15 protein-coding genes are annotated in these 12,261 nt (G+C 73.2%); 5 read left to right on the top strand and 10 right to left on the bottom strand.

Annotated elements, in window-relative coordinates:
* Positions 1 to 91 precede the first annotated feature (91 nt).
* Entirely contained in the window at positions 92 to 550 is a 459-nt protein-coding gene (locus AB0K25_RS01420) for an Lrp/AsnC family transcriptional regulator (RefSeq protein WP_208565114.1), read from the bottom strand.
* Positions 551 to 609: 59 nt separating this feature from the next.
* Between AB0K25_RS01420 and ddaH the strand changes: the two genes are divergently transcribed.
* On the top strand, positions 610 to 1,443 hold the full coding sequence (ddaH, locus tag AB0K25_RS01415; RefSeq protein WP_357538147.1) for a dimethylargininase: 834 nt from the start codon (positions 610 to 612) through the stop codon (positions 1,441 to 1,443).
* 182 nt (positions 1,444 to 1,625) lie between these two features.
* Here the strand turns inward: ddaH and AB0K25_RS01410 are convergent, their stop codons facing one another.
* Both AB0K25_RS01410 and AB0K25_RS01405 read right to left on the bottom strand, forming a co-directional pair.
* On the bottom strand, positions 1,626 to 2,840 hold the full coding sequence (locus tag AB0K25_RS01410; protein ID WP_219465321.1) for an ABC transporter substrate-binding protein: 1,215 nt from the start codon (positions 2,838 to 2,840) through the stop codon (positions 1,626 to 1,628).
* A 29-nt stretch (positions 2,841 to 2,869) separates the two neighbouring features.
* Positions 2,870 to 3,715 carry an alpha/beta hydrolase gene (locus tag AB0K25_RS01405; RefSeq protein WP_208565112.1) on the bottom strand — a complete coding sequence of 282 codons (846 nt, stop codon included), beginning with the start codon at positions 3,713 to 3,715 and terminating at the stop codon, positions 2,870 to 2,872.
* A 149-nt stretch (positions 3,716 to 3,864) separates the two neighbouring features.
* Here AB0K25_RS01405 and AB0K25_RS01400 point away from each other — a divergent pair, with 149 nt between their 5' ends.
* Positions 3,865 to 4,464: a bacterial proteasome activator family protein gene (locus AB0K25_RS01400; RefSeq protein WP_208565111.1), complete on the top strand. Its 600-nt coding sequence runs from the start codon at positions 3,865 to 3,867 to the stop codon at positions 4,462 to 4,464.
* A gap of 105 nt (positions 4,465 to 4,569) precedes the next feature.
* Here the strand turns inward: AB0K25_RS01400 and AB0K25_RS01395 are convergent, their stop codons facing one another.
* From AB0K25_RS01395 to AB0K25_RS01385, 3 genes are all read right to left on the bottom strand, one after another.
* A complete protein-coding gene (locus AB0K25_RS01395; RefSeq protein ID WP_363817732.1) occupies positions 4,570 to 5,382 on the bottom strand; it encodes an HAD family hydrolase in 813 nt (270 codons plus the stop codon).
* Positions 5,382 to 6,203: a Cof-type HAD-IIB family hydrolase gene (locus tag AB0K25_RS01390; protein WP_363817730.1), complete on the bottom strand. Its 822-nt coding sequence runs from the start codon at positions 6,201 to 6,203 to the stop codon at positions 5,382 to 5,384. Before AB0K25_RS01390 ends, AB0K25_RS01395 begins: the two co-directional genes overlap by 1 nt.
* Positions 6,204 to 6,465: 262 nt before the next feature.
* Positions 6,466 to 7,176: a hypothetical protein gene (locus tag AB0K25_RS01385; protein ID WP_219465318.1), complete on the bottom strand. Its 711-nt coding sequence runs from the start codon at positions 7,174 to 7,176 to the stop codon at positions 6,466 to 6,468.
* A 118-nt stretch (positions 7,177 to 7,294) separates the two neighbouring features.
* Between AB0K25_RS01385 and AB0K25_RS01380 the strand changes: the two genes are divergently transcribed.
* The 3 genes from AB0K25_RS01380 to AB0K25_RS01370 all read left to right on the top strand — a co-directional run bounded on the left by AB0K25_RS01380 (position 7,295) and on the right by AB0K25_RS01370 (position 9,150).
* Complete coding sequence (locus AB0K25_RS01380; RefSeq protein WP_208565107.1) at positions 7,295 to 7,726, top strand: OsmC family protein; 432 nt, start codon at positions 7,295 to 7,297, stop codon at positions 7,724 to 7,726.
* A 210-nt stretch (positions 7,727 to 7,936) separates the two neighbouring features.
* Positions 7,937 to 8,281, top strand: a complete 345-nt coding sequence (locus tag AB0K25_RS01375; protein WP_208565790.1) for a metallopeptidase family protein — start codon at positions 7,937 to 7,939, stop codon at positions 8,279 to 8,281.
* Between the two features lie 149 nt (positions 8,282 to 8,430).
* Positions 8,431 to 9,150 carry an AIM24 family protein gene (locus AB0K25_RS01370; protein WP_208565106.1) on the top strand — a complete coding sequence of 240 codons (720 nt, stop codon included), beginning with the start codon at positions 8,431 to 8,433 and terminating at the stop codon, positions 9,148 to 9,150.
* Between the two features lie 79 nt (positions 9,151 to 9,229).
* On the opposite strand, the gene pheA is transcribed toward AB0K25_RS01370, so the two are convergent.
* The 4 genes from pheA to AB0K25_RS01350 form a co-directional block, all read right to left on the bottom strand.
* Complete coding sequence (gene pheA / locus AB0K25_RS01365; protein WP_357538151.1) at positions 9,230 to 10,186, bottom strand: prephenate dehydratase; 957 nt, start codon at positions 10,184 to 10,186, stop codon at positions 9,230 to 9,232.
* 10 nt (positions 10,187 to 10,196) lie between these two features.
* Positions 10,197 to 10,766: a hypothetical protein gene (locus AB0K25_RS01360; RefSeq protein ID WP_363817726.1), complete on the bottom strand. Its 570-nt coding sequence runs from the start codon at positions 10,764 to 10,766 to the stop codon at positions 10,197 to 10,199.
* Between the two features lie 52 nt (positions 10,767 to 10,818).
* A complete protein-coding gene (locus tag AB0K25_RS01355; RefSeq protein ID WP_208565103.1) occupies positions 10,819 to 11,280 on the bottom strand; it encodes a hypothetical protein in 462 nt (153 codons plus the stop codon).
* Between the two features lie 176 nt (positions 11,281 to 11,456).
* Positions 11,457 to 12,194 (bottom strand): hypothetical protein, encoded by a 738-nt coding sequence (locus AB0K25_RS01350; RefSeq protein ID WP_219465316.1) that lies wholly within the window; start codon positions 12,192 to 12,194, stop codon positions 11,457 to 11,459.
* Positions 12,195 to 12,261: the final 67 nt, after the last annotated feature.

Genomic DNA, 12,261 nt, shown 5'->3' with positions numbered 1-12,261 from the left:
GCTGCTGCCCGGCTGCTGGCTACGCCGCCGGGTACGGCCCGACCGGCCCGACCGGCCCGACCGGCCCGACCGGCATGGGCGGCGCGGGCGGTCAGGGGGTGGACGGGCCGACGCCGGGCGACTCGACCAGTCGGGACAGCACGATGGTGCTCCGGGTGGAGGTGACGAACGGCTCCGCCCGGAGCCGTTCCAGTGCCTCCTCCAGGTGGGAGATGTCGGCGGCCCGCAGGTGCACGAGCGCGTCGGCCTCACCGGAGACGGTGTAGGCGCCGACCACCTCGGGGTGCCGGCGGGCGGCCACCCCCAGCTGGGTGGGTGTGGTCCGGCCGGCGCAGAACAACTCGACGAACGCCTCCGTGGTCCAGCCGACGGCGGCCGGGTCCACCACGGCGGTGAAGCCCCGGATCACCCCGGTGGCCCGCAGCCGGTCCACCCGTCGCTTGACCGCAGGAGCGGAGAGTGACACCCGGTTGCCGATGTCCGCGTACGAGGTTCGGGCGTCCGCCACGAGCAACGCAATGATTCGCTGGTCGACCGCGTCTATCTGCAACGTTCCGCCTCGTGGAAGCAATGGTTGTGGCTGTTACCAACGTTCTACGCTACCTACCCTTGGTGACCGTGAACCAGCAGCGCGCCCCGCGAAAGCGGACATATCTGATGTGTGCCCCGGAGCACTTCGCGGTCGAGTACGCCATCAACCCGTGGATGGACGTCACCGTCGGCGTCGACGTGGCACTGGCGGTCAAACAGTGGGACCGGCTGCGGGACACGCTGGTCGGGCTCGGGCACGAGGTGCACGTGCTGACCCCGCAGGCGGGGCTGCCGGACATGGTCTTCGCGGCCAACGGTGCCTTCGTGGTGGACGGGACGGTCTACGGCGCGCAGTTCAAGCACGAGCAGCGGGCCGCCGAGGCCGCCGCGCACCGGGCGTTCTACCAGGAGCACGGCTGGCACTTCATCGCGCCGAGCGAGACCAACGAGGGGGAGGGCGACTTCGCCTATCTGCCGGAGGCGCACGGCGGGCTGATCCTCGCCGGGCACGGGTTCCGCACCGAGTTGCCGGCGCACGCCGAGGCGCAGGAGGCGCTGGGCCGGCCGGTGGTGTCGCTGCGCCTGGTCGACCCGCGTTTCTACCACCTGGACGTGGCGCTCGCCTCGATCGACGACGGCAACGTCGCGTACTTCCCGGGGGCCTTCTCGGCGGCCAGCCAGCGGGTGCTCACCCAGCTCTTCCCGGACGCGGTGCTCGCCGACGACGAGGACGCGTTGGCCTTCGGCCTGAACCTGGTCAGCGACGGGGCGAACGTGGTGCTCAACAGCGAGGCGACCCGGCTGGCCGGGAAGCTCAAGGCGGCCGGGTACACCCCGGTGCCGGTGGAGTTGGCCGAGCTGAAGAAGGGCGGCGGCAGCGTCAAGTGCTGCATCGCCGAGCTGCGCCCCTGACCGCCGCGCCCACCACCACGCCACGGCCTGCCCTGACCGGTGCCATGCCGCGAAGGGCCGACCCCGCCACGGCCGACCCCGCCACGGCCGACCCCGCCACGGCCGACCCCGCCACGGCCTGCCCCGCCACGGCCTGGCCTGCCCGCCACCGCCTGCCATGCCGCGGCCGGCTGTGGGGCGGCTCAGCCGAGGGTGGCGATCTCGTTGATCAGGACGTTGGAGAGCAGCCGGCCGTCGAACTGCACCTTGCGCAGGTACCACTTCTGCTGCGGGGTACGCGGCTGGTTGAACTGCCACGGCCCGCGCGGGCTGTCGATCTGGCCGATCTTGCCCAGCGCCAGGTTGACCTGCTGCGCGGTGGGTTCCGCGCCGGCCAGCCGGATCGCCTTGTCGAGCACCTGCGCGGCGTCGTACGAGGCCATCGCGTAGGTGGTGGGCGAGACGTTGTAGGTCTTGCGGTATGCCGAGGCGAAGATCCGGTTGGCGTTGTTGTTGAGGTCGGCCGAGTAGTTCAGCGAGGTCTGGATGGTGCCGGCCTTGAGGCTGTCGTCCGCGTTGACCAGGGTCGAGCGCAGGTCGGTGAGGATGTTGCCCTCGGTCAGGAAGCCGGGCGCGTAGATGTCGCCGAACCAGCGGCTGCGGCGCAGTTGCCTGATGAACTGCTCACCCGCGGTGCCGGAATAGAAGCAGAAGATCCCGTCGGGCTGGCGGCTGAGCGCCTCGTTGATCTGCGCGCTGAATTCGTTCTCGCCCGGGGTGGGGTTGGCGGTGGTGAGGATGGGGTCGCCGATGATCCGGGGGTCGTCGGTGCCGAAGCCGTCCCGGAACCCGTTGATCACGTCCTGGCTGGCGGTGCCCTCCGGGGTGACGATGGCGAGCCGGCTGCCGGCGGGAAGTGTTCGCCGCAGGTACGACCCGAGCGCGCGGCCCGGCTCGTCGAGCACGTACGACGTCCGCCAGATGTAGACGACGCTCTGGAGGCTGGGCGGGGAGGCGTTGGACCCGATCAGCGGCACCCGGGCCTTCTCCACCGCGTCGCGGATGCCGGACATCACGGTGGAGTTGACCACGCCGCTCATGGCGAGCACGTTCTGGGCGAGCAGGGAGTCGACGGCGGCCTGGCCGCTCTTGGCGTTGTCCCCCTCGTCGACGGTCACCACGGTCACCGGGTGCCCGCCGAGCTGCTGCCCGTTCATGGCCAGGAAGAGCTGGAAGCCGTTCTCGATGTCCTCGCCGATGGCTTTGCCGACGCCGCTCTCCGGCCGGATCAGCCCGATCTTGATCGGTTTGCCCACGACCGGCGTCTCGGTGTCGTCCGTGCCGCAGGCGGCGGCCAGTCCGGTCGTACCGAGCGCGGCCAACAGTTGGAGGGCCCGCCTGCGGTTCATCTGCGACACCGAAATCCTTCCGGGAGCATTGCCGGGCGTCACCGCCCCTCCGGCGTTCTACCTGGTGAGCGGCCTTGCGTCAATGGATCTTGATCTTCAAGCAGCGACTGCAACGCAGCCCTTACCTCGGGCCAGGCCGCCGAGAGCGGGTCGATCAACCCGAAGTGCTCGCATTCCGGCAGCTCAACGAGGGTGACCGGGGCTCCGGCAGCTTGTGCGGTGGCAGCATATGACCTGCTCAGAGCGATCGGCACCTGCCGGTCCCGCATCCCGTGCACGATCACCGTCCGCGTCCGTGCCGGCACCGAGCTGCGGGGGTCGGCCACCGCGTACCGCTGCGGGTGTTCGGCCGGGCCGCCGCCGAGCAGCGCGGCCACCGCCCCCGAATCCAGATCCAGCCGGTACGCCTCGACGAGGTCGGCGACCGGTGCCAGCGCCAGCACCCCGCCCACGGCCTGCGGGACGTGTGCCGCCACGTGCAGCGCGAGCTGCCCGCCCGCCGAGTGCCCCAGCAGCAGCGGCGGCCCCTCGGCGACCTGTCCCGGCAGGGCGCGCGCCGCCAACCCGGGCAGCGCCGCCACCCCCGCCCGCACGTCGGCGAGGGTGTTCGGCCACCCCCCGTCGGGCTGACCGGTGCGCCGGTACTCCAGCTGGGCCACCGGCCACCCCAGGTCGGCCAGCGCGGCGGCGAGCGGGCCGGTGTGGGTGCGGTCGTACCCGGCCCGCCAGAAACCGCCGTGCAGCACCGCCACCAGCGGGCGGACCGGACCACCCCCGGCCGGCCGGCGCAGGTCGACGAGCTGCTCCGGCCGGTCGCCGTAGCGGACGGTCAGGTCCGGCGGTGGGGCGGGCCGGGTGAGCACGGCACGCGGGTCGGTGGGCATGCCGGCGACGGTAGCGCGGCCACCGCCGCGACGGCGTCCCCGCCGGCCGCGCCCCGTGAGCGACCTCACCGAGGGTGTTCCCGCTGCCCATGGGCGATGTCGGGGCCGGTGGCGGTCCGGGCGCGTGCGGCGGGACCGGGTGGGTAAAGATGGGTGCCATGACCGAAGCGCATTCCACTGGACAAGATGACGAGCCGGGCCGCGCGGACGGGCAGTCGGGCACCGTGGTGGTGGTCGGCCCGGACGGCCGCCCGGTCGGCACCGTGCAGACCGACGAGACCGGCGAGGACCCGACCCGCCTGGTGGAGCAGCCGGCCAAGGTGATGCGGATCGGCAGCATGATCAAACAGCTGCTGGAGGAGGTCAAGGCCGCCCCGCTCGACGACGCCAGCCGGCACCGGATGCGGGAGATCCACGCTCGGTCGATCGTCGAGCTGAAGGACGGCCTCGCCCCCGAGCTGCGTGAGGAGCTGGAACGGCTCTCGCTGCCGTTCGCCGAGGACCAGGCCCCCAGCGAGGGTGAGCTGCGGATCGCCCACGCCCAGCTGGTCGGCTGGCTGGAGGGGCTCTTCCACGGCATCCAGGCCGCCCTGGTGGCCCAGCAGATGGCCGCCCGGGTGCAGTTGGAGCAGATGCGTTCCGGTGGCCGTCCCGCCCTGCCCAGCGGCCCCGGCGCGATGATCCCCGGCATGCCCGGCATGGGGCAGCAGCCCGGTGGCGAGGGCCACAACACCGGCCAGTACCTCTGACCCCCGGCCGGCCTCTGACCCTCGGCCCTGCCTCCGGGTCGGTGGCCCGCCCCCGGGTCGGGGGCGGGCGTCGGGGCGTCGCCGCGCGGTGACGCCCCGGTCCGCTCAGCCCACCCCGAAGACCTTCTCCAGGTACGCCGCCACGCCGTCGGCGGTGTTCGCCCCGGTCACCTCGTCGGCGATCTCCAGCACGGCGGGGTGCGCGTTGGCCACCGCCACCGCCCGCCCCGCCCAGGTCAGCATCGGCACGTCGTTGGGCATGTCACCGAAGGCGAGCACGTCGGCCTGCGCCACCCCGAGCCGGGCCGCGTACCAGGCCAGCCCGGCGGCCTTGGTCACCCCGGCGGCGGAGATCTCCACCAGCCCGCTGTACGACGAGTGGGTCGCCTCGGCCAGCCCCTCCAGCGCCCCCGCCACCACCTGCACGAAGGCGTCCGGGTCCTGGGTGCCGGCGCGGGCCAGCAGCTTCACCGCCGGCACCGAGGCCAGCTCCTCGGGCGACTCGACGGCCCGGATGGCATCGTGGTCGGCGTCCCAGCGCAGGGGGTAGTGCGCCTCGTGCCGCATCTCCCGGCTGTCGACGATCTCCACCGCGAAGCTGACCTCCGGCACCGCCGCCCGCAACCGCCGGGCCACCTCGGCGAGCAGTTCCGGGGCCAGCGGGTCGGCCCGCAGCACCTGGTCGGTGTCCGGGTCGTAGACCACCGCGCCGTTGGCGCAGATCGCCGGCAGTGGGGCGGAGAGCTGGTCGTACACCGTCTGGAGCCAGCGGATCGGGCGGCCGGTGACCAGCACGACCGGCGTGCCCACCGCGGCGATCCGCTCCAGCACCGCCGTGGTGCGGGCGCTGAGCCGGCGGTCGTCGCCGAGCAGGGTGCCGTCGATGTCGCTGGCGACCAGCCGTGGTGTCTCTCCCATCACCGGGAGAGTAGTCGGTCCAGGTAGACCGCCACCCCGTCGTCGTCGTTGCGCAGGGTCACCTCGTCGGCGGCGGCCCGCACCAGCGGGTGGGCGTTCGACACGGCCACCCGGGACCAGCCGGCCCAGGCGAACATCGGCAGGTCGTTGGGCATGTCCCCGAAGACCAGCACGTCGGCCGGGTCGACGCCGAGCCGTTCGGCGACCACGGTCAGCCCGCTGGCCTTGTCCACCCCGGCCGGGGTGATCTCGACGAAGCCGAGACCGGCCTGGGTGAGGGTGGCGACCTGCGGCGGGACGATCCGGCGGGCGGTGGCCAGCAGCTCGTCCACGTCGTGGTCGGCGGTCCGGACGAACGCCTTGATCACGTCGAGGGCGAGACATTCCGCCCGGGTGCGCGCCTCGAACCGCTCGGGGTAGGGCCAGGCCGGGTGGTAGTCGCCCCAGAGCGGCGCGTCGTGCTCGTCGGAGCCCTCGACCATGACGGTCAGCGGGCCGACGGCGGCCTCCAGGTCGGTCAGCAAACCGGCCAGCACCTCGGCAGAGAGCCGTTCGTCGCGCAGCACCACCGGGCCGGCCGGGTCGCTCTGGTCGACCACGCAGCCGCCGCCGGCCATCACCAGGTAGTCGGCGGCCCGGATGTCGTTATGGGTGAGTTCCTTCAACCGGGGGCCCCGGCCGGTGGCGCCGACCACCGGGATGCCGGCGGCCCGCACCCGGTCGAGCACCCCGTGGGTGTACGCCGAGACGGTGTCGTCGCTGCGCACCAGCGTGCCGTCGAGGTCGGTGGCGATGAGTTTCGGTAGTCCCGGGCGGGTCATCGTTCCTCCTTGCCCGCCGCCGTCCGTACCGGTCGTCCGACCCGGTGTGACGGCGGGCAGCAACCGTACCTCGCCGGAAAGGTCGTCACCACGGCTTCCCGGCGAACCGGGCGGCAACGTCCGATGGCCGCCGGACCGCCACCCGGCGTGCCGGTTCCGGCGCCGGGCGGGAGCGGGTCGTGGCCGGTGGCAGGGCCGACGGGGGACCTGGTCGACCTCCGCTCCCGGCGACCGGCGGGGTGGGCCGCGGTGGGTGGGGCGCTCAGGCGTCGGGTTCGCGACGGGCGAACGGGACCGTCGGGGTGACGGTCAGGTCGGCGGGTACGGCCGGCCGGTCGTCCCCGCCGGGGCCGAAGCCCGTCCGCTCCGCCACGTCGCCGTCGCCGTCCGGCCGTTCGGCCGGCTGCTGCGGGACGACCGTGAGCAGTGCCGCCCCGACGAGCGTGACGGCCACGAAGGCCATCACCAGGCCCCGGCCGTAGTCCACCCGGAACCCGTCCTCGGCGGAGTAGAACACCGCCCGCTGCCCGGAGTCGTCCAACGAGAAGGCGGTGACGGTGAGCAGGACCAGCAGGGCACCCGCCACGGCCAGTCCGGCCACCCGGGCGTCGTGCCGGACCGCCGCGCTCCCCCGCAGGGTCAGCGCCACCGCCGCGCTGAGTAGTAGCAGTCCCACCAGGTACGCGATGCCGAAGCCGCCCACCTCGGCGACCCCACCGGGCACCCGGATGGTGCCGCTGCCCTCCGGACCACCGTTCGGGAGGGTCATCACCAGCCATTCCCCGGCCGCCGACGCCGTGGCGGCGACCGCGCCGAGCAGGGTCAGCACCGGGGGCAGCCGGTGGTCGCGGCGCAGCGCGGTGGGCCAGGGCCCGAATCGCCGGCCGGTGGGTCCTTCGGGGGCGTCCCACTGCGGCACGGGGCTGTCGTCCGAGCGGTCGTCCTGTCTCGGGATGGGGAGATCCTGGGACATCGGCTACCTTCCGCGTCGCGGGCCTGACCCGCATCATCCCACGTCGGAGGGCCACCGGCCGGGAGCGCCCGCCCCCGGAAGGTCGGCAGTGCGGTGCGGGTTCGACTAGCGTTCGGGTATGCCTATCCGTACCGCATCCGCACGTTGGCAGGGCAACCTCACCGAGGGCGCCGGGACCGTCCGCACCGGCAAGGGTGGCCTGGAGGGGAACTACTCCTTCAAGTCGCGCTTCGAGGAGGGCGAGGGGACCAATCCCGAGGAGCTGATCGGGGCCGCCCACGCGGGCTGCTTCTCGATGGCGCTCTCCAAGCAGCTCGCCGACGCCGGCCTGTCCGACACCTCGGTGGAGACCACCGCCAAGGTGCACTTCGACAAGACCGACGCGGGGATGACCGTCACCCGGATCGACCTGGAGACCGTCGGTCAGGCCCCGGGCCTGGACGAGGCCCAGTTCACCAAGCTGGCCCAGGCCGCCAAGGAGGGCTGCCCGATCTCCCGGCTGCTCTCCCCCGGCGCGCAGATCAGCCTCACCGCCCGCCTCGCCTCCTGACCCCGAGCCCCGGCCCCACCCCGCCCTGGGGTGGGGTCGGGGCTCACCCTCGATCCCGGTCGTCGTGGTATCCGGGCGATTCGTTGCCCGGTGACCAGGATCGAGCGAGATCACGGTGCGGTGGTTCGAGGCGCTCCCGGTGGGCGGTCCGAGCGTGGGTGATCGGGCCGGTGGGTGGGCGGCGGGTCGGGCACAATGGGTGAGGTGCCCGTGGAGATGAGCCGTGAACGCTTCGAGGAGCTGGTCGGCGAGGCCCTCGACGAGGTGCCCGAGGAGCTGCTCCGGTTGATGAGCAACGTGGTCATCCTGGTCGAGGACGACCCGCCCGCCGGTGAGAACCTGCTCGGCCTCTACGAGGGGCACGCGCTGACCGAGCGCGGCTGGAGCTACTCGGGTGTGCTGCCCGACCGGATCTTCATCTACCGTCGGCCGATCCTGCACATCTGCGCCACCGAGGACGACGTGGTCGACGAGGTGGCGGTGACGGTGGTGCACGAGATCGCCCACCACTTCGGCATCGACGACGAGCGGTTGCACGCGTTGGGTTGGGGCTGAGCCCGCCACCCGCTGCTCCGGCCGGTCACCTCCGCACAGGTGACCGGTTCGGTGCGTGGAGCCGGGCTTGTGCTCCACCCGGCCGATGCGGCTGTTGCGGGGGCTGCCTACCGTGGGGCGAGCACACCCCCAATCAGGAGGAAAACCCAATGCGCAGCGCGCTGTTCTCCGCGGAGAACCTGGAGAAGGAGTCCGCCCAGCCCGGCATGCGGCTGCAGAACTCCAAGATGCTCAAGATCGAACTCAACGGTGAGGCGATGGCCCGGGTCGGGTCCATGGTCGCCTACCAGGGGCAGGTGCAGTTCCAGGCGCTCGGCTCGGGCGGCATCGGCAAGTTCATCAAGCAGCGGCTCACCGGCGAGGGAGTGCCGCTGATGAAGCTCAGCGGCCACGGCGACGTCTTCCTCGCCGAGCTGGCCAAGGACGTGCACATCATCGACCTGGAGCCGGGCGACGCCCTGTCGATCAACGGGTCCAGCGTGCTGGCCTTCGACTCCAGCCTGTCGTACGACATCAAGATGGTCGGCGGCGCGGGGATGGCCTCGTCGGGCCTGTTCAACTGCGTGTTCAGCGGCCACGGCCGGATCGCCATCACCACCAAGGGCACCCCGGTCGTGCTCAACGTCGACGCCCCCACCTACGTCGACCCGCAGGCCGCCGTCTGCTGGTCGGCCAACCTCCAGACCGGCTACCACCGCGCCGAGCAGCTCGGCCTGGGCACCCTGCTCGGCCGCAGCACCGGTGAGGCGTTCACCATGAGCTTCGCCGGCCAGGGCTTCGTCGTGGTCCAGCCGTCGGAGGAGCCGCCGGTCCAGGGCAGCGGCGGCCAGCAGCAGCAACAGGGCCTGCTCGGCGGCCTGCTCAGCTGACCTTCGCCGAGATGGGGGCGGTCCCGGCCGGGACCGCCCCCATCCGTCTGCGTGCCGTCGGGCGCTGCGGCAGGCGGGGTCAGCTCAGTTCGCCGGAGCGCAGCCGCGCCAGCCAGGCCGCCGCGTCGGTGTAGTCGGCGTCCGACAGGCCGGCCGGTGCCGGGACCGGCCGGTCACCCACCGCGTCGGTCCACCGGTGCCGGGGGTACGACCCGAGGAAGCGCACCTCGGCGCAGACCCGACGCAGCCCCTGCAACGCCTCACCGAGCCGGGCGTCCGCCACGTGACCGGTGCAGTCGAGGAAGAAGACGTACCGACCGAGCGCCTCACCGGTGGGGCGGGACTCGATCCGGGTCAGGTTGACCCCCCGGACGGCCAGCTCCATCAGCACCGACAGCAGGGCGCCCACCCGGTCGTGGGCGATGTAGACGGCCAGCGAGGTGAGGTCGTCGCCGGTGGGCGGCGGGGGCGGGCCGGGGCGGGACAGCAGGGCGAAGCGGGTCACCGCGTCCGGGTGGTCGGCGATCTTGTCGGCGAGCAGCGTCAAGCGGTGCCGGGCCGCCCCGATCGGGGCGCAGATCGCCGCGTCGAACTCGCCGTTGGCCGCGCCGGCCGCCGCCGCGCCGTTGGAGAGCACGTCGATCACCGTGGCGTCGGGTAGGTGGGCGCGTAGCCAGTTGCGGCACTGGGTGGACGCCTGCGGGTGGGCGGCCACGCTGCGCACCCCGGCGAGTTCGGTGCCGGGGCGCGCGCCGAGCACGAACTCCACCGACAGGATCACCTCCCGGGTGATCACCAGCGGGCCTCCCTCGGCCAGCTCGTCCAGCGTCACCCCGACCGCGCCGCCGATCGAGTTCTCCATCGGCACCAGCGCCGCGTCCGCCTCGCCGGCCCGGACGCTCTCCAGTGCCTCGCCGACACTGCGGGCGGGCGTACGACTGCCGTGCTCGGCGGCCGGGACGGTACGCAACGCCTGTTCGGCGAAGGTGCCCTCCGGGCCCAGGTAGACGTATCGGGTCGGCGGTGTTCCGGGCATGTCGCCCAGCCTACGCACCCGGTGGCAGCCCGGTCCCGGCGTCGCAGGCCAACGTCCGGATGGCGGACGGTGCGACGGCCTTGACCTCGATCGAGCAGACGTCCGTGCCGGCGGTGACCAGCCGCAGCGCCCCCGGCTCCCCCCGGCTGACCGCCTGGAGCTCCTCGTGCCCGCTGACCGCCAGCACGGTGTAGTGCCAGCCGTCGGCGCAGAGCGGCCCCTCGACTGCCCGCACCGACACGTCGCCCGGCAGCACGTCGCTGCGCAGCAGCCCGATCACCGAGTTGGCGGAGGGCCGGCCGGCGCAGGCCGTGGCGACCGTCGCGGCGGTGGGGGTCGGCTGCGGCGGGGTCGACGGCCGTGTCGGGATCACCGGCAGCGTGGGGGTCACCGGCGGCATGCCGGGCGACGTTGCCGGCGGCGCGCTGACGGCGGGTGTCGGTGGGGCGAGGGGGACCGGTGGCGGGTCTGGCGGCGGTGCGGCGCAGCCGGTGGCCGGCAGCACGGCGAGCAGGGCCACGACGATCCGACCGGTGACCGGCCGGTGGCACGGGGGACGGTGTGCGGGGTAGGGCGGCACGGGCCGATCCTCGGGGGAGTCGCGCGCGGGGGCGTCGGGACGGGGGAGCCGGTCAGATCGCGGAGAAGAAGGTGAGTGAGCCGGCGACCGACCCGTCGGTGAGCATCGGCGTGGAGATCGCGTCGACGGTGGCGTAGGTGGTGTCGTCGCCGGCCGGTTGCACCCTCAGCAGCCCCCGGGCGAGTCGACCGGAGTGCAGGGCCAGCAACGGCGGGATCTTGTCGGTCTCCTGCTCGGGCAGCTCGTGGCGGGCGGCGGTGAAGTCGAGCAGCCGCAGGCCCCCTTCGAGCAGCGGCAGGCCGACCACCTCCTCGGGAGCGCCGAGACAGAGCAGCTCGCAGCCGGCGGCGGAGATGGCGACCACCCGGGTGTCGGCGGCGATCAGGAGGCAGGGCTCCTCGGCGTGGGAGACGGTGGCTGACCACTGCCCGACGTTGTCGCCTCCCGGCCCTGTCGGCGTCGTCCGTGCGGCCGGCACGAACACGTCCGAGAGCGAGAGTTCGACGTGGGCCACCGCGCCTCCTAGGTACACCGACGGACTGTCCACGCTAGCCGGTCTTGATGACGGTCGCCGACCGCGCGGGAGCCACCGGCCGCCGGTGGGTGGATCGGGTGCCTTGGTGGGCGGCCGGCGACGGCGCGGACCGGAGGTGTCGGGGGGACCGGTGCCGCGGGGCGTCGCCGGTGACGTTACCGGCGACCTGCCGGCTTGTCAGCGGCCGTTCGGCCCTCGTCGTACCACCGGTAGTCGCCGGTGGGACGGTAGGTGCCGTTGTGCCAGGTCTGCGGTGCCTGGGCGACCCGGGACAGCTTCTCGGCGGTGGCCGGGCTGATCCGGTTGCCTCCGGCGACGAGGAGCCGGTCGAGCTCCCGGTGGGTCGCCATCATGCAGTCCTTGGGCAGGCCGTAGACGCTGATGACGCCGGAGCCGACGAAGGTCAGCACCGGCGTCACCGGGATCGGCAGGCCGACCGCTGCGGTGAGGGCCTTGCTCGCCCGCTTGGCGTCCTTGCGGGCCTCGGCCACGTACGGCGGGCGCTTGCCGTTGATCTGCACCACGTCCCCGGCGACCAGCACCCGGGCCCGGCCGTGGTCGGCGATGCTCACCGCGAACAGCCCGCTGGGGCCGATGGCGAGGAACCCGGCGCGTTCGTCCTGGCCGTGGTCGCGCAGGACGTCGGAGACGTCGGTGCGCGGCCACTCGATGACGTGCCAGGCGGGGCCCAGGTGGTCGAGCTGACCGAGCGCCCGCGCCCCGGCGGCCTCCAGCCGGCGGGCGCCACGCTCGGCGCGGCGTCGACGCGCCCACTCCAGTGGGGTGGGACGGGCCGGATCGAGTGCCGCGGACCCGTCGGGACGGGGGTGCGGCACCGCCACGGGCGGCAGTGCCCGGGTGGGTACGGCTCGACGAGCGGGAAAGACAGTCATCGCGACCTCCGGCAAAAGGTCCCTCGAAAGTTATGGTCTCACTACCCTACGTCGCCACTGTGGGGGT

It is taken from the genome of Micromonospora sp. NPDC049257, assembly GCF_040678915.1.
In the GTDB taxonomy this organism is placed as follows: domain Bacteria; phylum Actinomycetota; class Actinomycetes; order Mycobacteriales; family Micromonosporaceae; genus Micromonospora; species Micromonospora antibiotica.
This window is presented reverse-complemented; position numbering and strand designations above follow the sequence as displayed.